Source organism: Actinoplanes octamycinicus (assembly GCF_014205225.1).
In the GTDB taxonomy this organism is placed as follows: domain Bacteria; phylum Actinomycetota; class Actinomycetes; order Mycobacteriales; family Micromonosporaceae; genus Actinoplanes; species Actinoplanes octamycinicus.
In genome coordinates this window covers 3,144,405-3,169,669 of record NZ_JACHNB010000001.1, presented here as the reverse complement: position 1 = coordinate 3,169,669, position 25,265 = coordinate 3,144,405, and the positions used below count along the sequence as shown (strand labels likewise).

The following is a 25,265-nucleotide window of genomic DNA, read 5'->3' as shown; positions in this document are numbered from 1 at the left end:
TCACCGCCGGTCGAGCACGTCTCGCAGAGTCTGCACGAATCGATCCGTGGTGGCAGTGTCGCGCACCGCAATCCGGAGCCAGTCGGGGCCCAGACCCGGAAAGGTGTCGCCGCGGCGCACCGCGTAGCCACGTCTGCGCAGCTCGGCGCGGACCTGATCGGCACCGGGCGTGCGTACCGAAACAAAAGCGGACGCCGGGTCGCCGGCAACCGTGACCTTCGGCACCTCCCGCAGCCGTTCCAGCAGATGGGCGCGCTCGGCGGCGAGCGCCGCCGCGATCTCCCGCTCGGCGGCGACCGCGACCGGCGACGCGCACGCGGTCGCCGCGGCCAGCGCCGGCGTGGAGACCGCCCACAGCGGCAGCGCCGCGGCCAGCCGCAGCACCAGCTCGGCCGGGCCGAGCAGGTAGCCGATCCGCAGGCCGGCCAGCCCCCAGGTCTTGGTCAGGCTGCGCAGCACCACCAGGCCCGGCAGGTCGCGGCGGGCGGCCAGGGATTCCGGTTCGCCGGGGAGACCTTTTCGGTACGTGGTGTCCGCGAACGCCTCGTCGATCACCAGCACCCGGCCGGGACGGGCCAGTTTCGCCAGGTCCTCGGCGGGGTGCAGGACCGACGTGGGGTTCGTCGGGTTGCCCACGAAGACCAGGTCGGCGTCGTCCGGGACCAGCGCCGGGTCGAGCCGGAAGCCATCCGCCTCACGCAGCAGCACCCGCTCGACCCGGTGCCCGGCGTTGCGCAGCGCCGCCTCCGGCTCGGTGAACTGCGGATGCACCACGGTCGGCCGGCGGGCCCCGCGCAGCGCCTGGGCGAGCAGCACGAACGCCTGCGCGGCGCCGGCCGTGAGCAGCACCTCGGCCGGGTCCCGGCGGTGCCGGGCGGCGACCGCGGCGGTGGCCCCGGTGGCGTCCGGATAGGCGGCGAGCCGGCTCAGCGACGCCGCGATCGGATCCGCGAGCCAGGCCGGCATCGGCTGGTGCCGGACGTTGACCGCGAGATCGACCAGGCCCGCCCCGACCTCGGCGTCGCCGTGGTGATCAAGGTCGAACGTCATGGGCCCAGCATGCCGCACCCGCGTTCCTTGGCGGATTCGTGGGGAACATGAGGTGGTTTGTCATACCTTCGTAGGGTGACTGACCGACGCCCCACCGTAGCCGGAAGAGTCGCCCTCCTGATCCGTGCCGGGCTGATCGCGGGCCTGGTCATCGCCGGCCTCTCCTATCCGTTCACGGCGCTGGCCGGGATGGGTGTCAAGGCCGGCACCGACGCCCTGGAGAACCTGCCCGAGCAGCTCACCGAGGTGCCCGCCGCGCAGACCAGCTATGTCTACGCCCGGGACGGCAAGACCCTGCTGACCATGTTCTACGAGGAGTACCGGCGCCAGGTGCCGCTCAAGGACATGTCGCCCTACATCACCCAGGCCATCGTGGCCTCCGAGGACACCCGGTTCTACGAGCACCACGGCGTCGACGCGAAGGGCGTGGCCCGCGCCTTCGTCGCCAACCAGCAGGCCGGCGGGGTGTCCCAGGGCGCCTCGACGCTGACCATGCAGTACGTCCGGATGGCGCTGCGGGACAGCGCGCGGACCCCGAAGGAGGCTCTCGAGGCGACCGAGCAGACCGCCGCCCGGAAACTGCGCGAGATGCGGCTGGCCATCGAGGTCGAGCAGCGGCTCAGCAAGCAGGAGATCCTGGCCCGCTACCTGAACGCCGCCTACTTCGGCCACCGGGCGTACGGGATCTACGCCGCCTCCGAGGTGTTCTTCTCGAAACCGGCGAAGGACCTCACCCTGAACGAGGCGGCGCTGCTGGCCGGGCTGGTCAAGGCGCCGTCGGCGTACGACCCGGCGACCAAGGACCAGGAGCCGGCCCGGCAGCGGCGCAACTACGTGATCGACCAGATGCAGAAGATGGGGTCGATCACCGCGGCGCAGGCGGCCACCGCGAAGAAAGCCAAGATCAATCTGAGGCTGAGCGCCCCGCCGAACGACTGCGTCTCGGTCCCGGACAAGCACAACGACTGGGGCTTCTTCTGCGACTACTTCAAGAGCTGGTGGCGGGAGCAGCCGGCGTTCGGCAAGACCGTGCTGGACCGGGAGGAGAACCTGCGCCGCGGCGGCTACCGGGTGATCACCTCGATCGACCCGAGGATCCAGTCGGCGGCGATGAAGCACGTGCTGGCCAAGGAGAAGCGGGACAGCCCGTTCGCGCACGGTGAGGTGGTGATCCAGCCCGGGACCGGCCGGATCGTCAGCATGGCGGTGAACCGGCGGTACTCGCTGCACCAGGACGACAACGGCCGGCACAGCGACCGGGCCCAGGACAAGGACGTCCGGGGCAACTATCCGAACACGGTCAACCCGCTGCTCGGCGGCGGCGACATGGCCGGCTACCAGGCCGGGTCCACCTTCAAGATCTTCACGATGCTGGCCGCGCTGGAGGCCGGGATGCCGCTCTCCACGTCGTTCTACTCGCCGGACCGGTTCGTCTCGAAATACATCACCGCGCCCGGGCCGGCCACCTGCGGGACACACTGGTGCCCGAAGAACTCCAGCAAGTCGATGACCGGGACACAGACCATGTGGAGCGGCTTCGGCAAATCCGTGAACACCTACTTCGTGCAGCTCGAACAGCGGGTCGGCGCGGAGAAGGCGGTGGCGATGGCGGAGAAACTCGGGCTGAAGTGGCGGACCGAGGTGGACAAGAAGCTGGCCACGCCGGAGCACGCGTCCGGGTGGGGCGCGTTCACCCTCGGGGTCAGCGACGCCACCCCGGTGGAGATCGCCAACGCGTTCGCCACGGTCGCCGCGGAGGGCCGCTACTGCGAGCCGCTGCCGGTCACGGCGATCCGCAAGAGCGACGGCACCGACGCGATGTACCAGGGGAAGATGATCGCCGCGCCGCGCTGCCACCGGGTCTTCAGCGAGAACGTGGCCCGCGCCGCGACCGACGCGGCCCGCTGCGTCACCGGTTACGGCGCCGCCCGGGGCGGCTGCGGCGGCTGGGGGACGTCGCCGATGGTTCACGCCACGCTGAACCGGCCGGTGGCCGGGAAGAGCGGCACCACGGACAACAACAAGACGGCGTGGTTCAGCGGCTTCACCCCGCAGCTGGCGGCGTCCGCCTTCGTCGCCGACCCGGACAATCCGGAGCACTACGTGGGGACCGGGCGGTCGACGATCTCCAAGTTCACGGTGGCGGAGACGCTCCGGGACGCCCTGAAGGGCCAGCCCAAACTCGACTTCACCCCGCCGTCGGACAAGCTCGTCTACTAGCCCGCCGCCAGACGAGCTCGTCCACTGGCCCGCCGCCGGACAAGCTCGTCCACTCGCCCGCCGCCAGACGAGCGCGTCCACCAGCCCACCGTCGAAGGAGCTCGTCCACCAGCCCACCGCCAGACAAGCTCGTCCACCAGCCCGCCCGCTCCCGCAGGGCCGCCCGCCTCCGGCGCGGCGGCCCTGCCTTTTCCTCAGTCACCCCAGCTCCCTTCGGCTGGTCACCAGAGATGCCCTCAGTCACCCCAACTCCCTTCGGCTGGTCACCAGGAGTGCCCTCAGCCACCCCAGCCGCCTTCGACCGGCCGTCGATGGTGCCCTCAGCCCGGCATGGCGACGGGTGGGCGGGACCCGACGGACCGGCGGCGGGCAGGTCCCGGTGGCCCGACAACGCGCGGGTGGCCGGCGGGGTCAGGCGGAGCGGGCGGCAGGCGGCGTCAGGCGGAGCGGCCGGCGGGCGGCGTCAGGCGGAGCGGGCGGCGTCAGGCGGAGCGGGCGGCGGGCGGGTGCTCGCGGTGGAGGTGGGCGGACGGGACGTCGCGGACTCGTGGAGGGCGCCAATGGGGGTCGCGGCCGGCCAGGGCGAGGGCCCGGGGCAGGGCGTCCTCGTCGGGGTCGATCGGGACGTGCGGGCCGAGGAAACCCGGGGTGCCGCCGGGTGGGCCGGCGGCCAGGAAGTCGATCAGGGTGGTCAGCACGCGCGGGTCGGCGGCGAAGTCCTGCCCGGTGGCGCGGGCCAGGTCCCAGCCGTGCATGACCAGCTCGTTGGCCGCGACCGTGCCCATCGCGCGGGCCGGCATGGTGACGCCGCCGGCGCGGGCCTCGCCGAGCCAGGCGGCCGGCTCCTTCCACGCGGTGGCGAGCTCCTCCAGCAGGACCGGGAGGCGGCTGCGCCAGTGCGGCGAGAGGTGCGCCGCGGACGGCGCCGGGGGTGGGCCGTCACCGGACGCGTCGGCGCCCTTGCGAGCCGCCTCGGCGAACGCCTCGGACAGCCGCATCAGATGATCGAGGAGGGTCGCGACCGACCAGCCCGGGCACGGCGTGGGAGCGGTCAGGTCACGGTCGTCGACCCCCAGCAGCAGCGCTCTGAGCTGACGAACCGGCGGGTCCAGATCCAGCGGCAGACGGGCAGCCACGGTCGTCCTCCTTCGGTTGTCGTGCCCCTCACGGTACGAGCCGGGTACGACAATTTCCGGTCCGCCGAACGCCGTTTTGGCACGCTGGGCCGCTTCCGGCGGGCTTTCCCGGCAGACGGCCCGGCACCCGCCCCGCGCCACCTCACCGTGCGTGGGCGGGATCACGACGGACGGTTCCGCCGCGCCCGGCCGCGCGGTTCCTCACACCTGCCGGAATCGGTCACCGACGGGCCGGAGGAAAGGCCCGGTCGAAGTCCCGGGGCGGCCGGTCAGGACGGGATCGGAATGTCCGAGGTGGGCCGGTTGTCCGGCGTGCCGTCCGGGCCGTGGGACGGGCCGGGGCCGGGGTTGCCGTGCACCGGGCCGCCGTTGGGCATGCCGGAGCCGGGCCGCGGCGGAACCGGCCCGTTCGCGGGACCCATCCCGGGCGCGGGCGCCATGCCGGGCACCGGCCCGTTGGACGGACCGGCCGGCAGCGGACCGGAGCCGTGACCACCAGCCGGGCCGGTTCCTTGACGGTGCCCGCCCTGCCCCGGCCCGTACTCCCCAGCCGGAAGCGGGCCGGAACCGAACTCGCCGCCCGGCCGCGGGTCGGAACCGAACTCGCCGCCCGGCCGCGGGTCGGGGCCGAAGTCGCCGCCCGGCCGCGGGTCGGGGCCGAAGTCGCCGCCCGGAACCGGACCGGAATGGAACTCGCCGGCCGCACTCGTGCCCGCCCCGTACTCACCGGGCCGGTACTCCCCCGCCTCGTGCTCCCTGACGGACGGCGGGCCGGGAACCTCCCTGGCAGGAGGCGGGCCGGGAACGAACTCACCGGCCGAGCCCGACCGGTACTCCCCCGCGGGAACCGGACGCGGCCCGTACTCCGCGGTGGGAACCGGACCGGGACCGAAGTCACCGGCCGGCGCCGCGCTCGGCCCGTAGTCGCCCGCGTGGACCGGGACCGGACCGAACTCGGCCGGCGGAATCGGACCCGGACCCGCGATTCCGGGTCCCTGGCCGGACCCGCCCTGCCCGGACGGGCCTTGGCCGGAACCACCCTGCCCGGACCCGCCCTGCCCCGAACCGGACAGCGACGCGCTCATCGGCATCGGCACCGGCTGCGCCAGGCCCTCGCTGACCCGCGGCGCCGGCCCGGGCATCGACGGCGCCTGCGGCGGGCCGGACATCTGCGGTCCCTGCCCGGACGGCCCGGCGATCGCCGCCGCGACCAGGCGTTTCGCGATCTCCGGGGCGGCCGCCCAGTGCAAGCCGAGCTGGGACGCGTGCACCTGCCGCCAGACGAAGCCCTCCGGATTGCCGCCGGACCAGGTCCAGGCCGGCGCGGCGCCGGCCCGCGGCGTGACCAGGGCGCGGTGCTGCTTGTACCCGGTGATCCGGGCGCCGGCCGGCGCCAGCACCGAGGTGCCCGGCGCGGTCGCCTCCCGGTAGCCGGCCACCGTCTGCTCCCCGGTGATCCCGGTGATGTCCAGCACCCCGCACATCGGCCGGCCGTCCAGGTCACGGCCCAGCCAGGGCAGCGCCACCCCTTCGGCCACCACCGGCCAGCCCTCCCGGGCGAACGTCGCCACGTCGGCGCAGAGCCGCCGGTTCGCGGAGAGCTCCTCGGCGTAGCCCTCGGGCAGGCCGGAACCGACGATCAGGGCGCGGGTGCCGGGCGGCAGCGACTCGTCCCGCAGCGGATCGACCACGACCACGTCGGCGCCGGCCGCGGTGAGCAGCTCGGCGGTCTCCACGTACGTGTAAGGCGCTCCCGGACCACCGGCGAGCGCGACCACCGGGCGGACCTCGGCGGGCTCGCCGGCCTCGGCCGGCGTCCAGAGCGGGCCGGGCAGCGGCGGCGCCGAGTTCGCCAGCGCCATCAGCCGGTCCAGGTCGAGGGATCCGGCGACCGCCTCGCCCAGCCGGCGGACCGCGCGGCCGGCCTCGACCGTGCGGTGCGCCACCGGCACCAGGCCGTGCGCCCGGGACGGCAGCACGTTGGGCAGGTCACCGCGGCGCAGCGCGCCGAGCACCGGCATGCCGATGTCGTCCAGGGCGCTGCGCAGCATCTGCTCGTGCCGCGGCGAGGCGACCCGGTTCAGGATCACGCCGCCCAGGTGCACCATCTCGTCGAACATCCGGAACCCGTGGACCAGCGCGGCCAGCGAGTGCCCCATCGCCGCCACGTCCACCACCAGCGCCACCGGGGCGCGCAGCGTGGCCGCGACCGCGGCGGTGCCGTCGATCTCCGGCTGACCGGTGAGGCTGTCGAACAGGCCCATCGCGCCCTCGATCACGGAGAGCTGCGCGCCGGACGCGCCGTGCCCGAACAGCGGCGCGATGCGCTGCGCGCCGACCAGGCGGGGGTCCAGATTGCGGCCCGGGCGTCCGGCCGCCAATCCGAGGTACGCCGCGTCGGTGTGATCCGGGCCGACCTTGAACCCCGCCGTGGGGACGCCACGAGCCGCCATCGCGGCGAGCAGCCCGACGGCTATCGCGGTCTTGCCGTGGCCGGACGCCGGCGCACTCACGACCAGACGAGGCTGGGCGGTGATCAATGTCTCCCCCGAGGGTTACGCGGACCGGCGGGCACGTGGTATTGGCCGCCGGAAGTTCGCACAGTACCCGGCTGCGGCGGAGGCTACCGCCTCGCCGGGTAGCCTCAGGGGGTGTACCGGTTCCTGCTGACCCCGCGCTGGATAGGCGCCGCCGTGCTGGCCGTCGTCGCTTCAGTGATCATGGTGATGCTCGGCAACTGGCAGCTCCATCGGTACCACGAGCGGCACGAGATCAATATGAGGATCGATGCCGCGGACTCCGCCCAGGCCGTCCCGCTGACCTCGGTGCTCAGCGCGCCGACCGCCCCGGGCACCCCCGGCGCCTCCCCCGGCAAGTCGCTGGCCTGGACAAAGGTCACGGTCACCGGGCGCTACGACCCGGCGCACGAGATCCAGGCCCGGGGCCGCACGGTGAACGGCGAGGTGGGCTTCGAGATCCTCACGCCGCTGCTGCTCTCCGACGGCACGGCGGTGCTGGTCGACCGCGGCTGGGTGCCGCCGGCCGCCGACGGGGCGCTCGCCGGCCCGCGGGCCCCGGCCGCTCCGGCCGGTGAGGTGACCGTGGTCGGCCAGGTTCACCTGTCGGAAAGTCGACCGGCCCCGGTCGAGCGACGGGACGGCCGGCTGGACACCCGCCGGGTCAACCTGCCCCGGCTCGCCGGCGAGCTGCCCTTCCCGGTGTACGGGGCGTACGTGCTCCTCACCTCGCAGACCCCGGCCAACGACGCGGCTTTCGTCCGGATCCCGATCGGGCACGAGGACGCCTGGCAGAACGGGGGGTACGCGGTCCAGTGGTGGCTGTTCGCGGTGATGGCCCTGCTGCTCTACGGCTACCAGGCCCGCCGCGAGGCGCGCGGCGGGAACACCCCGCCGGGTGAGCAGACCCCGGAGCGCCCGGCCGAGCGCTCCCGCGACCGCGTCGAGGCCGCCGACCAGCGCCGCGCGGCGAAGAGCATGGACCGGGTGGAGGCCGCCGACCAGCGCCGCGCGGCGAAACAGCCGGTGGATCGGGTCGACGAGGCCGACCAGCGGCTCGCGGCGCGGAACGGCTCGGATTAATGTCCCGGGCATGACCTTCCCGCCGGACGATCCCTGGGGCGCCCCCGCGCCGGCCCCGACCGGCCCGCCGAGCCCCGCCGATCCCCTGCCCCCGCTGATCCCGGTCGGGCCGTCACCGGCCGCCGGCCCGCCCGCGCCCCCGCCGCGGATCCCGGCCGATCCCACCATCTACGTCGGGCCGGTGATCGTGCAGATCGCCGAGATCGAGGTCACCTCGACGGTGGTCCGCACCCCGGCCGGCGACTTCCCGCTGGCCGGCACGCAGTGGCAGGTCAACGACTTCTGGGTGACCCAGCGGCGCACCCCGACCTGGGCGAAGGTGGCCGGCGTCGCCGGGGTCTGCTTCACCGGCGGGCTCAGCCTGCTGCTCTTCCTGGTCAAGGAGTCGGTGCCGCAGGGCACCATGCAGGTCACCGTGACCAGCGGCCCCCGGCAGTACGTCGCCCGCATCCCGGCGACCGACGAGCGGGACGTGATCACCGTCAACCAGCAGGTAAATTACGTCCGGAGTCTGGCTGCCCTGTGAGCCCGACGGCCCGCACCGCGTCGATGGTGTCCGCCTCCGCCGCCGACTTGTCGTCCCGGTAACGCAGCACCCGGGCGAACCGCAGGGCGACCCCGCCCGGGTACCGCGGCGACGTCTGCACCCCGTCGAACGCGATCTCGACCACCTGCTCCGGCCGAACCCGCACCACCCAGCCGTCGTCCTCGACGGCCAGCTCCTTGAACCGCTCGGTCTGCCAGCGCAGCAGCTCGTCGGTGAGGCCCTTGAAGGTCTTGCCGAGCATCACGAACCCGCCGGTCTCCGGGTCCCGGGCGCCCAGGTGCAGGTTCGACAGCCAGCCCTTGCGCCGGCCGTGCCCCCACTCGACGGCCAGCACCACCAGGTCCAGGGTGTGCCGGGGTTTCACCTTCACCCAGGCGGCGCCGCGGCGGCCCACGTCGTAGGGCGCCTCGGGCGCCTTGACCACGACACCCTCCTGCCCGGCGGCCAGGGCGGCGGCGAAGACGGCGGCGGCCTGCTCCTCGGTCTCCACCGTCTCCCGCCCGACGATCAGCTCGCCCGGCAGCGCCTCGGCCAGCGCCGCCCAGCGCACCCGGCCCGGCTCGTCCAGCAGGTCCGCGCCGTCCAGGTGCAGCAGGTCGAAGAAATACGGCACCAGCGCGAGCGGATTGCTCTTCCCCTTGGTCGCGGCGCGGCTGGAGGTCTCCTGGAACGGCCTCGGCCGGCCCCGCTCGTCGAGCGCCATCGCCTCGCCGTCGAGCACCACCTCGCGCAGCGGCAGCGCCCGGACCGCGGCCACCACCTCGGGCAGCCGCGCGGTGATGTCGTCCAGGCTGCGGGTGAAGACGGCCACCTCGTCGCCGGAGCGGTGCACCTGGATCCGGATGCCGTCCAGCTTGGTGTCGACCACCGCGGGGGCGCCGGTGGCCAGCAGCGCCGCGCCGACGTCCGGGGCGCTCTGCGCGAGCATCGGGGTGAGCGGGGTGCCGACTCGCAGGCTGATCGCGGCGAGGGCGGCCGCGCCGCCGCTGAGCGCCGCGACCGCGACCTGCTTGAGGTCGCCGGAGAGGAGCAGGGCTCGGCGTACGGCCGCGACCGGCACCTGGGCGGCCAGCGCGACCGCCTCGGCCAGCAGCCCGGCCTGCGCGCCCTGCCGCAGCTCCCCGCCGAACAGGCCGACCAGCAGCCGCTGCTCGTCAGCGGTCGCCGCGCCGAACAGCGCGCCGAGCAGCTCCCGCCGGCGCGCCTGCGACCCGGCCCCGGCCACCGAGGCGATCTCGGCGATCGCGGCGTCCACCGCGGCGACGGTCAGCGTCGGCTCCAGGGCCGGGGCCGGCCGGGTCCGCAAGCCGGCATAGCCCACCCCGGTCTGCCGCTGCCGCAGCTCACCGGCGAGATAGGCGGAACCGGCCGCGATCTCGTCCGGCTCCAGCCGCCGCAGCGCGTCGGCCAGCAGCTCGATCTTCGCCTTCCGCCCGCCCGTCGCGGCGACCGCGGCCGAGGTCGCCGCAATGTCTACGAACCGCATGGATCCCATCCTCGCAGCGCCGCCGACCCACAGATCAGAATCAACATCAAGATCTTTGTTTACCCTCGCTGGTTTTCCGGAACCACCCGCGGACAGTGAAGCGGGCGGCGATCGTCATGGACGCGCAGCGGCCAGATCGCCGACCGCGGCCCGCGCTACTTAAAGAGAATTTGGTGTACGACCGCGGCCCGGCCAGGCTTGGTCGAGGTGATCGGTAGGGTGCTCAGGCCCGCGCTGCCCACTCATATGGCGGGGTGTGGCTCTCTCCCGGCTTGGACCCTGCCGGTCACCGTGGCGCGGAGTGGCTGAAGAGGGGTTTGCCCAGCTGTAAGTAGCGTTGCCCTCCCGCTGGTGTGGTTCTGCCGCGACGACGGGAAGGTCAACGGGTACATGGGTCAGCTGATCATTGGAGTCGATCCGCACAAGCGGTCCGCGACGATCGAGATCATCAACGAGCGTGAACAGGTGCTGGCCCGTGGCAGGTACGGCACCGACACCGGTGGCTACCAGCAGATGCTCGCCGCCGGCCGCCGTCACGCCGGCCGGGTGTGGGCGGTCGAGGGCTGTAACGGCATCGGCCGGCACCTGGCCCAGCGGCTGGTCGCCGACGGCGAAACCGTGCTGGACGTCCCGGCGAAACTCGCCGCGAAAGCCCGCAACTTTGACACCGGGCACGGCCGTAAAACCGACGGTCACGACGCGCACCACATCGCGGTGACCGCCCTGCGCACCCCGGGCCTGCGCCGCGTTCACGCCGACGGCGCCACCGTCGCGCTGCGGCTGCTGGCCGACCGCCGCGACCAGCTCGGCGCCACCCGCACCGAGACCATCAACCGGCTGCACCAGCTACTGCTCGAACTGATCCCCGGCGGCGCGAAGAAGAACCTGACCACCGACCAGGCCCGCACCCTGCTCGAACGCGTCAGCGTCCCGGCCGGCGACATCGTCACCGCCACCCGCTATCAGCTGGCCGGCGACCTGGCCGACGAGCTCACCACCCTGGACACCAAGATCAAAGCAGCCAACCGGCAGCTGAAGACCGTGCTGGCCGCCACCGGCACCCAGCTGACCAGCCTCAACGGCATCGGCCCCTCCGGCGCCGCCCGCCTGCTCGGCGACATCGGCGACATCAGCCGCTTCCCGACCCGCGGGCACTTCGCCACCTGGAACGGCACCGCCCCCATCGACGTGTCCTCCGGCGACAACCATCATCACCGGCTCAACCGGGCCGGGAACCGGCGCATCAACCGGGTCCTGCACATCATGGCCATCACCCAGCTCCGCTTCGACACCCCCGGCCGCGCCTACTACCAGCGCAAACGCGCCGAAGGCAAAACCGCGATGGAAGCCATGCGAGCGTTGAAACGACGCCTGTCCGACACCGTCTACCGCCAAATGATCAAAGACGACCACACGGCACAACAGACAGCGACGGGTCCGGGAGGACACACGGGGGCGACTCTGAACTCCAGCGCGGCCGACCCAAACCCCAAGATCGACACTTCGGAAAAGTCACAACCCGGACCCGCCAACCACCACCCTAAAACACCCCTCACACCAACCCCTTGACAGAGGGGTGCCGGGAGCATGCGATCCGAACCCCGGCGGACCTGCGCATATGAAGGTCTTGATCGTTGATCTCGCAATGCGCAGGCGCCGGAAACCGAGACCAGCGACCGGAGGCCGGCGACCCGGGGCCGGCGACCGGCAACCAGCGACCAGCGACCCGGGGCCGGCGACCGGCAACCAGCGACCCGGGGCCGGTGACCAGCGACCAGCGACCAGCGACCCGGGGCCGGCGACCGGCAACCAGCGACCCGGGGCCGGTGACCAGCGACCAGCGACCAGCGACCAGCGACCAGCGACCGATCATGCATGGCCGAGGTCCCGCCGGCACCAGCTCATGGGCGCGATCAAGCGGCTTGTGGCTCGTCGATGCGGAAGCCGCGGGCGCGGACCGCCTCGGCGAGCCGGGTCAGCTCCGTGTCGAGGCCGCACAACGCCTCGGAGAGATCGTCGAGATGCTCGGTGAGGGTGGTGTCGTCCCACCCGGAGACGTCGACGTCCCCCAGGGCCCGGACCGCGGCGCGCAGCCGTGCGATCGACTCGATCCGATCGCGAGTCCGAAGCCGATCCAGAGTGGCGCGCGGACCTGCGGCTTTCGCCCGGCCGGCACTGCTCCTCGGAACAGCAGTTATCGAACGCATGTTCGAATCCTAACAGGAGCGATCGCCGATCACACGGCCCTCGCGTGTCGGATTCTCACCTTCCTAGCGTCAGAACGATCGCCCCGCAGACGCGCCGGATCAGGCCGCTCTCCCGCCCGAAACGATCACCAGGCAGACAGCGATGACACGTCAGGAGAGCACCTGCACTACCGGAAGCGACCTGCCGGGCACGCAGCCTCGGCGTGCCGGGAACCGCTGGTGGTCGAGCGGCCATGGCGTGGCGGAAGCGAGCGGTGGCTGGGCGACCAAGGCGCGGAAGACGCGAGCGGCGGGTAGGCAGCCATGGCGCGGCGGGCACAACTGGTCGTCAGGCCGGCCATGGCGTGGCGGGATACTCCTGCTGGTCAGGTGGCCATGGCGTGGCGGAAGCGCACCTCCGCCTCGGCCGGCTCGGCTCGGGAAGCGACGAAACCGTCGGGACGGATCAGGTAGAAACATCCCGGTTTGAGCGGGGTGGTCGGGGCGGCTGGGAAGATGTGCACGGGCAGGCCCAGGTCGGGGGCCTCGGTGCCCTCGACGCCGCCGTAGCCGTGGATCTGCCAGTCGGCGGAGCGCAGCACCGCGAAGTTGCCGCCGGTCCAGGGCAGGCGGCGGCCGACCACCGGGTCGCGCTTGCCGTCCGGGGTGCGTGCCTCCGGGCCGATCGGATAGTGGATGCGGATCTGCGAGATGTACTGGAACAGCCGGGACCCGCCGGCCGTGCGGGGCAGCGCCCGCACCGCGATCGGCGCCGCGAGCGGGATCAGGGCACTCCGCAGCGCGCGGACGACCGGTCGCTCCGAGGTGATCGCCTGGAAGAGCCGGTCGGTGGTGGCCACCAAGGTGCGGGCGACCGGGCGGCGCTCCGCCTCGTACCGGTCCAGCCAGGTGTCCCGGCGCCGGCCGCGGAGCACGTCGGCGAGCTTGAAGGCCAGGTTGTGGGCGTCCTGCAGACCGGTGTTCATGCCCTGCGCACCGACCGGCGAGTGCACGTGCGCGGCGTCGCCGGCCAGGAAGAACGGCCCGTCCCGGAACGCCGCGGCGACCCGATGGTGCACCCGGTAGGTGGCGAACCAGCGGGCCCGGTCGAAGGTGACCGCGAACGTGGCGCGCAGCCGGTCCCGCACGTCGTCCGCGTCCAGCGCGCCGTCCCCGTCCTCGTCCCGGACCAGGCCGATCAGCCGCCAGTTGTCCCGGCCCGGCATCGGGAAGGCGAGCATGAACTCGCGGCGGCCGGGCCGCACGTTGATCGCGTCGGTCACCAGGCCGGCCGCCGCGGCCGCGTCGAGCACGTAGAACCGGTGCGAGTTGGTGCTGCCCTCGAAGGCGATCCGCCGGGCCTTGCGCACCGCCGAGTTCGCCCCGTCGCAGCCGACGCAGAACCGGGCCCGGACGGTGTCGTTGCCGACCTTCGCCTCGATGCCCTCCTCGACCTGGACCATCGCGGTGATCGGCGTCTCCCACCCCACGTCGCCGCCGAGTTTGCGCAGATTGTCGTAGAGGATCTCCTCGTTGCGGCTCTGCTCCAGCACCTCGAGGAACGGGTACGGCGTGACGCCGCGGCCGAGCGGCCCGACCGGGATCCGGCCGAACACCCGGGCCCCGGTGCCGGGCGAGAGCGCCTCCGCCCGGCGGGCCGCGTCGAGGACCTGGTCGCCGATGCCGAGCTGGTCGTAGATCTCCAGGCTGCGCGCCTGCACCACGAGGGCGCGGGACTCCCGGGTGGGACCGTCCTTGCCGTCCACCACGAGCACCCGGACCCCGAGCCTGGTCAGCCAGTTGGCCAGCATCAGCCCGGTGGGTCCGGCGCCCACCACGAGGACCTCGCACGACAGCTCGGCCATCAGCGACTCCGTCCTAGATCATTTCGTCAGGGTCTCCGCGATGTTCTTCAGCAGCAGCACCTCGGCCACGCAGACCCGCTCGAACTCGCCCAGGTGCAGGCTCTCGTTCGGCCCGTGCGCGGCGGAGTGCGGGTCCTCGACCCCGGTGACCAGGATCGTCGCACCGGGGAACAACTCCTGGAAGGTGGCGATGAACGGGATCGAGCCGCCGATGCCCATGTCGACCGGCTCGACGCCGTCCCACGCCGACCGGAACGCGGCCCGGGCCGCCTCGAAGCCGGCGCCGGTCGCGTCGATCACGCACGGGTCGCCGTCGCTCTCCAGGGTCACCTCGACGTGCGCGCCCCACGGGACGTGTTTCTCCAGGTGGCTCTTGACGGCGGCGTACACCGACTTGGGGTCGTCGCCGGGCGCGACCCGCACGCCGATCTTGGCCTTGGCCGTCGCCTGCAGGGCGTTGGCCGCCTCCAGGGTGCGCGGCGCGTCGATGCCGAGCACCGAGATCGCCGGCTTGGTCCAGATCCGGTCGGTGATCGTGCCGCGGCCGATCAGGCCGACGCCGTCGAGCAGCCCGGCCTCGTGGCGGAACCGGTCCTCCGGGTAGTCGACGCTGGCGCCCTCGCGGCCGACCAGGCCGCCGACCGCCACCTCGCCGTCGTCGTCGTGCAGCGTGCTGAGCAGCCGGGACAGGGCCATCAGCGCGTCCGGCACGGCGCCGCCGAACATGCCGCTGTGCACGGCACTCTTGAGCACCTTGACCTCGACGAACAGGTTGACCAGGCCGCGCAGCGAGGTGGTCAGCGCGGGCGTGCCCACCTCCCAGTTGCCCGAGTCGGCGATCACGATCACGTCGGAGCGCAGCTCGTCCAGGTGGGCCTGGATGATCGCGTCCAGCGAGTCCGAGCCGTACTCCTCCTCGCCCTCGACGAAGACGACCACGCCGACCGGCAGCTGGTCGCCGAAGGCGCGCAGCGCGGCCACGTGCGCCATCACGCCCGCCTTGTCGTCGGCGGCGCCCCGGCCGTAGAGCCGGCCGTCCCGCTCGACCGGCTCGAACGGGTCACTGGCCCAGAGCGCGGGATCGCCGGCCGGCTGGACGTCGTGATGGGCGTAGAGCAGCACCGTGGGGGCGCCGGGCGGGGCGGGTTTCCGGCCGATCACCGCGGGCTGGCCGCCGTGCCGCACGATCTGCGTGTCGAGGCCGCAGCCCCGCAGCAGTTCGGCGACCGCCTCGGCGGAGCGCTCCACGTGTGAATGGTCGAAACCCTCGAAAGCGATGCCCGGGATCCGCACCAACCGTTCCAGGTCGGCGCGGACACCGGGCATCTCCTGCGCGATTGTGGCGCGCAGCTCGGATTCAGTAAGGCTCATGGGCCCGATCGTAGAACTGTCCCCCGACAGTTTCGTGGATCAGTTGGCCTCACCGTCGTTGTTGCCGTCGCCGCGGGCCCGCCGGCGGGCCTCGCTGGCCCAGTTCATCGCGCGGCCGGCGGCGGCGCCGGCCATGTCGGTGGCCCCGTCGCCGAATCGGCGGACCAGGCCGACCAGCGGGTCCTGCGAGTTGGCGAAGTCCTCCCGGTACGACTTGGCGGCCGCCTTGACGTCCTCGGTGACCGAGGCGTCGCCGTCCGAGTCACGACGCGGGTAGTCGCCGCCCAGAATCTGCGCGTAGGCCCCCGAGTCGATCCATTTGCGCAGCTCGGCGGCCCGGGCCACCGGGAACGGGTGGGTGCTCCACGCGGTCATGCCGATCTTGTGGATGCTGTCCCGCAGGTCGCCGCCGCCCTCGTACTCCGCGGCCTGCTCCAGGAACGCGGTGGTGTCGATCTGCGACAGGTCGCCGCCACCGGCCAGTTTCATCAGCAGCCGCAGCGACGCGGCCGGGTCCTGCCCGGCGAGCAGGCCGGCCCGGTCGGCGGAGAGCTCCGCCTTGCGCCACCACTCCAGCATCGCGGCGATGATCGCCCGGAGTGCGATCACGCCCACCGGGATCCAGCTGATGTTCGCCGCCCAGCTGGTCAGGATCATCATGATGGTCTTGTAGACGGCGTGGCCGCTGCGCACGTGGCCCAGCTCGTGGCCGAGGACCGCGCGCAGCTCGTCGTCGTCGAGCTTCTCCACCGCGCCGGTGGTGATCACGATGAACGGTTTGTCCAGGCCGATGGCCTGACCGTTGATGATCGGGGACTGGCTCACGTAGAGCTCGGGCAGCTCGGCGATGTCCAGCGTGCTGGCCGCCTCGGTGAAACGCTGGTAGACCCGCGGGTACTGCCGGTGGTCGACCCGGATCGCACCGGCCAGGTAGGCCAGCCGGAACCCGCGCTCGTTCCACATCCCGAAGAACGTCTTCACCACGTCGTCGAAGCCGCGCAGCTCGCGCAACGCGGTCAGGGCGCCGCGGTCGGCCGGGTGCTCCCAGGCCCGCGAGCTGATTCCGGTCAGCGTCACCCGGCGCCGTACCGGTCGGTTCTCCTCGTCGGTGGTCATCGATCACACCCCGTCCTCGTGGCACATCGGGCCGCGCGGCGACCGCCGCGCCGGACCCAACGTACGCCCGGGACGCAACGATGTCGTCAGGGTCGAACCCTTACGGGGCACCTGGTGCGACGAACGGCAGCCCGGCCGGCGCCCCGTCCTCCAGCAGCCGCCAGAGCGCGTCGGTGTCCAGGTGCTCGGCCACCAGATCGCCGAGCACGTCCAGGGCACGGGCCCGGATCGTGGCGTACCGGGTGTCCGGGGCGACCGTGAACCCGTGCCGGCCGGCCTGCGCCGCGACCGCGGTCAGGAACCGCCGGCGGAACTCGTCGGACTCGAAGGCGCCGTGCCAGTGGGTGCCGTAGACGTTTCCGGACACCGCGCCCTCCGGCCGGCCGTCGGCGTAGCGCAGCAGCGGCTCCGGTTCCCCCGCGGTGACCCGCCCGTGGTGGATCTCGTAGCCGGCCACCGGCATGCCCAGGCCGGACCCGGTGCTGCGGGCCAGCGTCTTGCCGGCCGCGAAGGTGATCCCGACCGGCAACAGACCCAGTCCGGGTACGACCCCGTGCCCGCTCTCCACCTCGTCGTCGATCGACTCGGCCAGCATCTGGAACCCGCCGCAGACGCCGAGCAGCGGCTTGCCGGCCGCCGCGTGCGCCAGCACCGCGCCGGCCAGCCCGGTCTCCCGCAGCCAGGCCAGGTCGCTGACGGTGGCCTTGGAGCCGGGCAGCACGACCAGGTCGGCGTCGGCGACGTCGCCCGGCTCGACGGTCAGGTGCACCCGGACGCCCGGCTCGGCGGCCAGCGCCTCGGCGTCGGTGGCGTTGGAGATCCGGGGCAACCGGATCACCGCGACCCGCAGCCACTCCCGGCCGTGCGGCGGGCCGGGCCGGCCCAGCGTCGTCCCGTACGCCAGCGAGTCCTCGGCGTCCAGCCACACGTCCCGGTGGAACGGCAGCACGCCGTGCACCGGACGCCCGGTCACCGCGGTGATCATGTCGTTGCCCGGCTGGAGCAGCCCCAGGTCGCCCCGGAACTTGTTGATCACGAACCCGGCGACCAGCGCCTGGTCCTCGGCGGAGAGCAGCGCCAGGGTGCCGAAGAAGGCCGCGAAGACCCCGCCCCGGTCGATGTCGCCGACCACCAGCGTGGGCAGCCGGAACCGGCGGGCCAGGCCCATGTTGACGAAGTCGCCCTCGCGCAGGTTGATCTCGGCGGGGCTGCCGGCGCCCTCACAGATCACCGCGTCGTAGTCGGCGCGCAGGTCGGTGAGCGTGGCGTACGCGGTCTCGGCCAGCTTGGGGCGCAGCGACCGGTAGTTCCCGGCGGTCACCGTGTCGATCGCCTCGCCGAGCAGGATCACCTGGCTGGACCGGTCGCTGCCGGGCTTCAGCAGCACCGGGTTGAACCGCAGGTCCGGTGCGAGGCCGCAGGCCTCGGCCTGCATGGCCTGGGCCCGGCCGATCTCGCCGCCCCGGCCGTCGGGGGCGACCACGACGACCGAGTTGTTGGACATGTTCTGCGCCTTGAACGGGGCGACCCGGACGCCGTTGCGGTGCAGCCAGCGGCAGATGCCGGCGGTGAGGACGCTCTTGCCGGCGTCCGATGTGGTGCCGGCGATCAGGAGGCCGGCGGTCATCGGGCGGCGCTCCGGGTGGCGGTCCGGGCGGCGACGCCGGCGACGATGCTGGTGGCCCCGTTGGGGCCCCACCCCCACCCCCGCCGCCTCCGCACCGCTTCGCAACCGCCCCGCACCAGCGCTCCCCCGGCAGCCAGCACCACCGCCGCCACCCCGACCGCCCCGGAGATCCGAGCCGCCCGGGTCAGATGCACCGCCCCCGGCCGAGGCCCGTCCCCGAGGAACGGCCGCGTCTCACTACGTCCGAAATAGACATTCCGTCCCCCGAGCCGCACCCCGAGCGCCCCGGCCATCGCCGCCTCGCACTGCCCCGCGTTCGGCGACGGATGATCCCCCCGGTCCCGCCGCCACACCCGCAGCGTCTCCCGCGGCGACCCCCGCCCGATCGGCGCCACCGCGACCGTCAGCAGCCCGGTCAGCCGCGCCGGAGCCAGGTTCAGCAGATCGTCCAGCCGGGCCGCCGCCGTGCCGAACCGCGCGTACCGTGCCGACCGGTGCCCGACCATCGCGTCCAGCGTGTTCGCCGCGCGGTAGCCGAGCAGCCCGGCCGGCCCGAGCAGCGCGCCCCAGAACAGCGGCGCCACCACCGCGTCCGAGGTGTTCTCGGCGACCGACTCGACCGTGGCCCGGGCCAGCTCCGCCTCGTCCAGCGCGGATGGGTCCCGCCCGCACAGGTGGTTGAGCCGGCCGCGGGCCGCGGCCAGGTCCCCGGCGGCCAGGTGGCCGGCCATCACCCGGGACTCCTTGCGGAGGGTCCGGCCGCCCAGCACGGTCCAGGTGGCGGCGGCGGTGAGCGCGAACCGGGCGACCGGCACGCGCCGGGTGGCCCGGCCGGCGGCCAGCCCGGCGAGCGCCGGGACGCCCACCGCGACCGCGGTGAACACCGCGCCGGTCCGGCGCCGGGGCTGGTAGACCCGGCGTTCCAGGGCGGCGGCCGCGGTGCCGAAACCGGCGACCGGGTGGTAGCGGCGCGGGTCGCCGATCGCGGCGTCCACCAGATATCCGGCGATCAGTCCGGCCGCGTCAGCGGTCCACCGGTACGGCACGTGTCTCTTCCGATCTTTGAGCGGCGAACGAACGTCAGCGGCCGAACGGCGTCAGGTCGAACGCCCAGACCGCCAGCGCCGCCGGCTCGGACTCCGGGTACGGCACCGGCTCCAGCGCGCCCCACTGGATGGAGCCGGGCGCGCGGTCCTCCAGGAACTCCACGACGATGGCGCGCAGATCCTCGGTCACCTGGTAGGCGACCGGAAAGACCAGGTCGCTGGGTTTGCGGGTGCCGGCCGAGCAGCGCAGCTGTCCGGCCTCCGCGTCGTGCCACACGTAGAAGGTCGCGGTGCCCCGGTGCCCGGAGCTGGTCACCTGCTCGCGCAGCGCGGCCGCGGCCTCCTCGAAGGCGGCCACCACCTCGTCGGGCGACGTGCCCAGGCGCTCGTGCGGCGGCGCGCCGAACCAGGTGGTGTTGGCCTGCTCGGCGTCTTGATCCTCGGGCGTTAGCACCATCGTCTCGTCGGCGAGGGCGCGGATGTCCTTCAGCATCACCGCTTCAGTCTGCCGGTTGGGGTTGTCTCTCGACCAATCGGGCCGCTCCGCCTGGCGGCTCGGAGAAGCGGCCCGATCGGCCCATCCCGATCGAGGGAATCGGTCATGATCGACAAAGCTGGCACGTCTGTCCGCCCCGCACCGGCGGCCGGCCCCGGACCCCACGCGGCCGGGCCGCCGGGCGCCACTCACCTCGGGATCCGCAGGGGGAGACCCCGGGGTGGCGGCTGTGCGGGAAGGTCTCAGGCCGCTACCGGCTGCTTCTTCGTACGGCGGGGGCGCCGGATCTCGGCGGTGACCGGCTCGGCCGGCGTCTCCTCGGTGGCGCTCTGCTCGGCCGGGCTCTCCTCGGGCGTGTCCTCCTCGGGCGTGCTCTCCTGGGCCGCGGTCTCCTCGGCCAGCTCGGCCATCACCTCCAGGAAGGCCGGCTCGGCGTCGCCGGGGATCAGCTCGGGCAGGCCGTCGCCGTACCGCACCGGGGTGTCGCCGTCGGCCACCGGCTCGGCCGGCTCGCCGCCGACCACGGTGTCCGTCTCGGTGTCCTCCACGGTGCTGGTCCCGGCCGGGCGGGAGCGGTAGAACCGGGATCGGCCGCGGGCCAGGTCGTGGCCGACGGCGAGGGCCTCCATCTCGTACGAGACGCGGTGGTTGGCCTCCTCGTCCTGCCAGTCCCGGGTGTACAGCCGGCCGAAGACGATCACCGGATCGCCGACGTTGATCGAGGAGCCGACGTTCTCGGCGAGCTTGCGCCAGGCGGAGACCCGGACGCGGAGCGTGTTGCCGTCGACCCAGCAGCGGTTCTCCCGGTCGTACCGGCGGGCGGTGGAGGCGAGCCGGAAGTTGGCCACCAGCTGGTTGGAATGGGTGGTGCGGCGCCACTCGGGCTTGGTCAGCACGTTGCCGACGACGACGATGTGCGTGTCGAACACTGGTCTCTCCTTGTGTCGGGTGCTGCGGACGTGGCTCAGCCTGGCCCGCCGGCCGGCGCCGGGTGGCTCGCCCTGTGGACGGCGCGGGAATGTGGACGACCGGTTCGGATCGCGGACGATCTGTTATGGCGCGGTACCGCGTACCCATGGGTAACCTGTCCGGGTGGAGACCGACGTCCTGGGCTGGCCGTACGAACGGCACACCATCGAGCTGGGCACCGACGACGAGGGCCCGGTCGTGGCCACGCTGGTCCGGCGGCGCGCCGAGCAGCCGTCCCGCCGGGCGGTGCTGCACGTCCACGGGTTCGTGGACTATTTCTTCCAGACCCATCTGGCCGACTTCTTCGTCGCCCGTGGCTGGGATTTCTACGCCCTCGACCTGCGGAAGTACGGGCGCAGCCTGCTGCCGCACCAGACTCCGAACTTCGCCCGCAGCCTGACCGAGTACTACCCGGAGCTGGACGAGGCGGCCCGGATCATCCGCGCCGAGGACGGCCACGACCAGCTGCTGGTGACCGGGCACTCGACCGGCGGGCTGATCACCTCGCTGTGGGCGCACGCGCGCCGCGAGCAGGGGATCGTCGACGGGCTGTTCCTGAACAGTCCGTTCTTCGACTTCAACCTGCCCTGGTTCATGCGGCGGCCGGCGATGGCGATGCTGATCGCGGCGACCGGCCGGACGCCGTACCGTCAGCTGCCGACGCCCTCACTCGGCCTCTACGGCCAGAGCCTGCACCAGGACTACCACGGCGAGTGGACCTACGACCTGGCGTGGAAGCCGATCCTCGGCTTCCCGGTCCGGATGGGCTGGCTGGCCGCGATCCGCCGCGGTCAGCGCCGGCTGCAGGCCGGCCTGTCGATCGACGCGCCGGTGCTGGTCGCCTGCTCGGACCGGACGTTCCGCGGCCGCGCCTGGCACGAGGACGTGCACGTGACCGATTCCGTCCTGGACGTCGAGCACATCGTCCGGTGGGCGCCGGGCCTCGGCCCGCGGGTGACGATCGCCCAGTTCAACGGCGGCAAACACGACCTGACGCTGTCCGGCAAGGAGGTCCGCGCCGAGGTCTTCCGGGAGCTGGGCCGCTGGGTCGACGCGTTCGTCCCGGCGCCCGGCACGCCGGAGATCGAGATCCCGCCGGCCCCGGAGGACCAGGGCGGCCGGGCGGTGGCCCTGGAGGCCGCCGAGGCCGCCGTCGAGCAGGCCGCCGACGAGGCAGACGACAAGTCCGGCACGACCGCCTAGTATGTGCTGGCCAGCGCTCGTAGCTCAGCGGATAGAGCAACGGACTTCTAATCCGTCGGTCGTAGGTTCGAATCCTACCGGGCGCGCTTGTTCTCTTTCTGACCTGCGACGGGGCCCGCCGGCTCGCTCGGAGCCGGCGGGCCCGTTCGCGGTAGGTCAGCGGACGCGGATGCGGACCGTGTCGAAGGCCGGGGTCTGGTTGGCGCGCTCCATCATCGGAATCCGGTGCGAGCCGTCGCCGGCCCACGAGGCGCACTGCGCGAGCCCGGACTGCGGCAGGCCCGGCACCTGAATGGTCACGCTGTCCGGGGTGCGGCCGCCCTTGCTGTCCTCGGTCGCCACGAAGAAGGCCGGGACCGGGTCCGGGGCGGGCGCCGTGTTGGTGCTCGCCAGCATCCGGCAAGCGGTGTGGAAGTGGCCGCGGACCAGCCCGTTCCGCAGCACGCTGGACTCCACGTAGTAGCCGCCCTGACCGGCCGCCAGGAACCGGTCACGGATCAGGTTCCGGGTGCTCACCCGCAGCGTGAAGGCCTGGTTCCGGTTCACCTGGCGGGGCGCCGAGGTGATCAGCAGCGACGGGTTGTTGGCGGCCGAGCCGACCTCACCGAACTCGGTGGAGACGCACCGGTCGCCCTTCTGGAAGCCGTCGTGCCGGGGCAGCCGGCTGCTGTCGCAGCTGTTGGTCAGGATGCCGAGGTTGCCGCCGGGCACCGCGGCGGTCCCGGTGGCCACCGGGTTCGCCGGGGCAGCGCCGCCGCCGTCCTTGGTGAGCGTGCAGGCGGCCAGGCCGGCGGCGTTCAGGTTCGGCTTGGCCGCGTTCCGGCCGATCGCCGTCTCGATCCGGCTGATCGCAGCGAACCGCTTGTCCTTGAGCGGGCCGAGGATCGCGTTCTGGATGAAGTTCGCCCCGCCCTGCCCCTTGGTGTCGGCGATCCGCTTGTTGGCCTCGGCGATCTGCGTCTTGAGCAGCTCGAGGTTCCGGTTCACCTCGTTGCGCGCCTGGGCCGGGACGGCCACATTGACCTTGACCTCCGGGCAGTTGACGGTGGGCGTGGCTTCGGCGGCCGAGGCGACGCCAAGGCCGATGCCGGCGATGGTCACCGCGACTCCCACGACCGCGGCCACCTGCCAGCGACGCGACTTGCTGCTGATTCTGGAGCGATACATTGGCCGGCGCCTTCCCCTGGCGAAGAATCCTTCGTCCATCGGTACGGGATCGCTCCCAGAATGGATCAACGCCGGCCGGGAAGTATTCTCAGCGGATGCTCGCCAGCCTGCTGTTCGCCGTCGCCGCGGTCGCCCTCGTGGCCGGCGTGCTGCTCGGTTTCCGCCTGGCCCGGTCCCGTTGCCAGGCCGCCCGGCACGACGAGGCGGTCGCCATCGTGACCGCCCTGGTGCACACCCCGGACGCCACCGACCTCTACGAGCGTGCCCACCGGCTGCTGCTCGACGAGCCGGCGGCCGGTGGGGCACGGTGACGGTGGTTCAGGCCGCGGCCAGCGCCTCGGTCGGCGCCAGCCGGGCCGCCCGGATGGCCGGGTAAAGTCCGGCGATCGCGCCGATCACCAGGGTGGCGCCGATCCCGCCCGCGGTCACCCAGAGCGGGACCGCGACCGGCCAGTCCTGGCTGGTGGCGTAACCGGCGGTCACCACGATCCCGCCGAGCACCCCGCCCAGCCCGCCGAGCAGCGACAGCAGCAGCGACTCGGCGACGAACTGGGTGCGGATCTGGCCCCGGGTGGCGCCCAGCGACCGGCGCAGCCCGATCTCGGCCCGCCGCTCCAGCACCGAGATGACCATGGTGTTGGCCACCCCGATCCCGCCGACCAGCAGCGCGACCGCGCCGAGGCCGAGCAGCAGGGCGTTGAACGTCTGGTTGGCGGCCCGCTTCGGCAGCAGGGCGTCGGACGGGTTGGACACCTGTACCTCGTCCGGGTTCTCCGGGTTGGCGGTCGCCGCGAGCACCGCCCGCACCGCCTCCACCTGCGACTCGACCGAGCGGGTGTAGACGGTGGTGGCGTGCCCGTCGAACCGCAGATACGACTTCGCGGCGTCCCACCCGATGAGCACCGCGTTGTCCAGCTCGGAGGCGAGCGGCACGCTGTTCAGCACCCCGAGCACCCGGTACCAGCGCCCGTCGATGTAGACCGACGGCACGTCGCCGAGCCGGCGCGCGGCCGCCGAGCCGAGCACCACCGCCGGATACTTCGCGGTGGCCGCGTTCAGCCAGGCGCCCTCGGCCAGCGTCGCGCCGACCGTCTTGAGCAGGTCGAGCTGGGCGGCCAGCAGGGCCAGTCCGCCGGTCTCCCCGGACGGGATCCGGTCGGTGCGGTAGATCGACGTGTCCGGCACCTTGCCGACCGCGGTCGCGGCGGTCACCGGCCCGATCCGTTCGATCATCGGCAGCGCCTCGTCGGGCAGCGTCGCGTCCTCGCCGAACATGGTGTTGCCCGGCGACACGGTCAGCATGTTGGTGCCCAGCTGGGCCAGCGCCCGGTCCAGGTTGGCCCGGCTGGACGCGGAGATGCCGACCACGGCGACCATCGCGGCGATGCCGATCGCGATGCCCAGCGCGGAGAGCACCGCCCGCAGCGGCCGGGCCCGCAGGCCGGACCCGCCGAGCCGGAACAGGTCGGCGGCGCCGAGCCGGGCCGGGCGCAGCGACGGCCGCGCCGACTCCTCCACGACCACCATTCAGACCACCTCCCCGTCGCGCATCGGGACCTGGCGGGGCAGCGAGCCGGCGATCTCGTGGTCGTGCGTGATCACCAGGACCGTGGTGCCGGCCGCGTTCAGCTCGCGGAGCAGGTCGACCACGCCGGCCCCGGCGACCGAGTCCAGGTTGCCGGTGGGCTCGTCGGCCAGCAGCACCGCCGGGTCGCCGGCCACCGCGCGGGCCACCGCGACTCGCTGCCGCTCTCCTCCGGAGAGCTGATGCGGGCGATGCCCGAGACGATCGCCGAGGCCGACCCGGATCAGGGCGGCTTCGGCGCGCCGCTCCCGTTCCTTTTTCGGTACGCCGGAGTAGAGCAGTCCGTCCGCGACGTTGGCCACCGCGTTCCGCCCCGGCGCCAGGTGGAACTGCTGGAACACGAAGCCGATGGAGCGGGCCCGCAGCGCCGACAGTTGCCGGTCGGACAGGGCCGCCACGTCGTGCCCGGCGATCCGGATGGCGCCGCTGGTCGGCCGGTCCAGGGTGCCGATCATGTGCAGCATGGTGGACTTGCCGGAGCCGGACGGGCCGACGATGGCGATCAGCTCGCCGGCCGCCACGGTGAGGTCGACCGAGCGGAGCGCGGTGACCCCGCCCGGATAGGTCTTGGTGACCTCGCTCAGTTCGATCACCGG

21 protein-coding genes and 1 tRNA gene are annotated in these 25,265 nt (G+C 73.1%); 7 read left to right on the top strand and 15 right to left on the bottom strand.

All coding sequences use genetic code 11. From position 1 onward, the window contains the following. Entirely contained in the window at nucleotides 1-1,050 is a 1,050-nt protein-coding gene (gene cobC / locus BJY16_RS14240) for an Rv2231c family histidinol phosphate aminotransferase CobC (protein ID WP_221501958.1), read from the bottom strand. Nucleotides 1,051-1,125: 75 nt separating this feature from the next. Here cobC and BJY16_RS14235 point away from each other — a divergent pair, with 75 nt between their 5' ends. Then, nucleotides 1,126-3,270: a transglycosylase domain-containing protein gene (locus tag BJY16_RS14235; RefSeq protein WP_185039920.1), complete on the top strand. Its 2,145-nt coding sequence runs from the start codon at nucleotides 1,126-1,128 to the stop codon at nucleotides 3,268-3,270. A gap of 482 nt (nucleotides 3,271-3,752) precedes the next feature. Here BJY16_RS14235 and BJY16_RS14230 read toward each other — a convergent pair whose 3' ends face one another. Both BJY16_RS14230 and BJY16_RS14225 read right to left on the bottom strand, forming a co-directional pair. Continuing rightward, entirely contained in the window at nucleotides 3,753-4,406 is a 654-nt protein-coding gene (locus tag BJY16_RS14230) for a TIGR03086 family metal-binding protein (RefSeq protein ID WP_185039919.1), read from the bottom strand. Between the two features lie 269 nt (nucleotides 4,407-4,675). Further along, nucleotides 4,676-6,919 carry a cobyrinic acid a,c-diamide synthase CobB gene (locus BJY16_RS14225; protein ID WP_239178023.1) on the bottom strand — a complete coding sequence of 748 codons (2,244 nt, stop codon included), beginning with the start codon at nucleotides 6,917-6,919 and terminating at the stop codon, nucleotides 4,676-4,678. A 138-nt stretch (nucleotides 6,920-7,057) separates the two neighbouring features. Between BJY16_RS14225 and BJY16_RS14220 the strand changes: the two genes are divergently transcribed. Beyond that, nucleotides 7,058-8,005 carry an SURF1 family cytochrome oxidase biogenesis protein gene (locus tag BJY16_RS14220; RefSeq protein ID WP_185039917.1) on the top strand — a complete coding sequence of 316 codons (948 nt, stop codon included), beginning with the start codon at nucleotides 7,058-7,060 and terminating at the stop codon, nucleotides 8,003-8,005. 10 nt (nucleotides 8,006-8,015) lie between these two features. Then, a complete protein-coding gene (locus BJY16_RS14215; RefSeq protein WP_185039916.1) occupies nucleotides 8,016-8,531 on the top strand; it encodes a hypothetical protein in 516 nt (171 codons plus the stop codon). Here the strand turns inward: BJY16_RS14215 and BJY16_RS14210 are convergent. Then, nucleotides 8,488-10,038 (bottom strand): ATP-dependent DNA ligase, encoded by a 1,551-nt coding sequence (locus BJY16_RS14210; RefSeq protein WP_185039915.1) that lies wholly within the window; start codon nucleotides 10,036-10,038, stop codon nucleotides 8,488-8,490. The genes BJY16_RS14215 and BJY16_RS14210 overlap by 44 nt on opposite strands. A 351-nt stretch (nucleotides 10,039-10,389) precedes the next feature. Here BJY16_RS14210 and BJY16_RS14205 point away from each other — a divergent pair, with 351 nt between their 5' ends. Beyond that, on the top strand, nucleotides 10,390-11,607 hold the full coding sequence (locus BJY16_RS14205) for an IS110 family RNA-guided transposase (protein WP_311775284.1): 1,218 nt from the start codon (nucleotides 10,390-10,392) through the stop codon (nucleotides 11,605-11,607). Nucleotides 11,608-11,951: 344 nt separating this feature from the next. Here the strand turns inward: BJY16_RS14205 and BJY16_RS14200 are convergent, their stop codons facing one another. The 8 genes from BJY16_RS14200 to BJY16_RS14165 form a co-directional block, all read right to left on the bottom strand. Continuing rightward, nucleotides 11,952-12,245 carry a hypothetical protein gene (locus BJY16_RS14200; protein ID WP_239177337.1) on the bottom strand — a complete coding sequence of 98 codons (294 nt, stop codon included), beginning with the start codon at nucleotides 12,243-12,245 and terminating at the stop codon, nucleotides 11,952-11,954. A 365-nt stretch (nucleotides 12,246-12,610) separates the two neighbouring features. Beyond that, entirely contained in the window at nucleotides 12,611-14,089 is a 1,479-nt protein-coding gene (locus BJY16_RS14195; RefSeq protein ID WP_185039914.1) for an FAD-dependent monooxygenase, read from the bottom strand. Nucleotides 14,090-14,107: 18 nt separating this feature from the next. Next, nucleotides 14,108-15,460, bottom strand: coding sequence for a dipeptidase (locus tag BJY16_RS14190; RefSeq protein ID WP_185039913.1), 1,353 nt, complete (start codon nucleotides 15,458-15,460; stop codon nucleotides 14,108-14,110). Nucleotides 15,461-15,499: 39 nt separating this feature from the next. Continuing rightward, on the bottom strand, nucleotides 15,500-16,576 hold the full coding sequence (locus BJY16_RS14185; protein WP_185039912.1) for a M48 family metallopeptidase: 1,077 nt from the start codon (nucleotides 16,574-16,576) through the stop codon (nucleotides 15,500-15,502). Between the two features lie 100 nt (nucleotides 16,577-16,676). Next, the gene (locus tag BJY16_RS14180; protein WP_185039911.1) at nucleotides 16,677-18,203 is read right to left on the bottom strand and encodes a cobyric acid synthase; all 1,527 of its coding nucleotides are present in this window, start codon (nucleotides 18,201-18,203) and stop codon (nucleotides 16,677-16,679) included. Then, nucleotides 18,200-19,249, bottom strand: a complete 1,050-nt coding sequence (locus BJY16_RS14175; protein ID WP_185039910.1) for a cobalamin biosynthesis protein — start codon at nucleotides 19,247-19,249, stop codon at nucleotides 18,200-18,202. The genes BJY16_RS14180 and BJY16_RS14175 overlap by 4 nt, the downstream gene beginning before the upstream one ends. Before the next feature lie 34 nt (nucleotides 19,250-19,283). Beyond that, nucleotides 19,284-19,742, bottom strand: coding sequence for a hypothetical protein (locus BJY16_RS14170; protein ID WP_185046441.1), 459 nt, complete (start codon nucleotides 19,740-19,742; stop codon nucleotides 19,284-19,286). Between the two features lie 245 nt (nucleotides 19,743-19,987). Continuing rightward, complete coding sequence (locus tag BJY16_RS14165; protein WP_185039909.1) at nucleotides 19,988-20,674, bottom strand: single-stranded DNA-binding protein; 687 nt, start codon at nucleotides 20,672-20,674, stop codon at nucleotides 19,988-19,990. A 163-nt stretch (nucleotides 20,675-20,837) separates the two neighbouring features. Between BJY16_RS14165 and BJY16_RS14160 the strand changes: the two genes are divergently transcribed. Then, entirely contained in the window at nucleotides 20,838-21,917 is a 1,080-nt protein-coding gene (locus BJY16_RS14160; RefSeq protein WP_185039908.1) for an alpha/beta hydrolase, read from the top strand. Nucleotides 21,918-21,930: 13 nt separating this feature from the next. Continuing rightward, a tRNA-Arg gene (locus BJY16_RS14155) sits at nucleotides 21,931-22,003 on the top strand. Nucleotides 22,004-22,073: 70 nt separating this feature from the next. Here BJY16_RS14155 and BJY16_RS14150 read toward each other — a convergent pair. After that, nucleotides 22,074-23,084, bottom strand: coding sequence for a hypothetical protein (locus tag BJY16_RS14150; RefSeq protein WP_185039907.1), 1,011 nt, complete (start codon nucleotides 23,082-23,084; stop codon nucleotides 22,074-22,076). 95 nt (nucleotides 23,085-23,179) lie between these two features. Between BJY16_RS14150 and BJY16_RS14145 the strand changes: the two genes are divergently transcribed. Beyond that, on the top strand, nucleotides 23,180-23,395 hold the full coding sequence (locus BJY16_RS14145) for a hypothetical protein (protein ID WP_185039906.1): 216 nt from the start codon (nucleotides 23,180-23,182) through the stop codon (nucleotides 23,393-23,395). A gap of 7 nt (nucleotides 23,396-23,402) precedes the next feature. Here the strand turns inward: BJY16_RS14145 and BJY16_RS14140 are convergent, their stop codons facing one another. Continuing rightward, a complete protein-coding gene (locus BJY16_RS14140) occupies nucleotides 23,403-24,611 on the bottom strand; it encodes an ABC transporter permease (RefSeq protein ID WP_185039905.1) in 1,209 nt (402 codons plus the stop codon). After that, nucleotides 24,612-25,262 (bottom strand): ABC transporter ATP-binding protein, encoded by a 651-nt coding sequence (locus BJY16_RS14135; RefSeq protein ID WP_185046440.1) that lies wholly within the window; start codon nucleotides 25,260-25,262, stop codon nucleotides 24,612-24,614. Nucleotides 25,263-25,265: the final 3 nt, after the last annotated feature.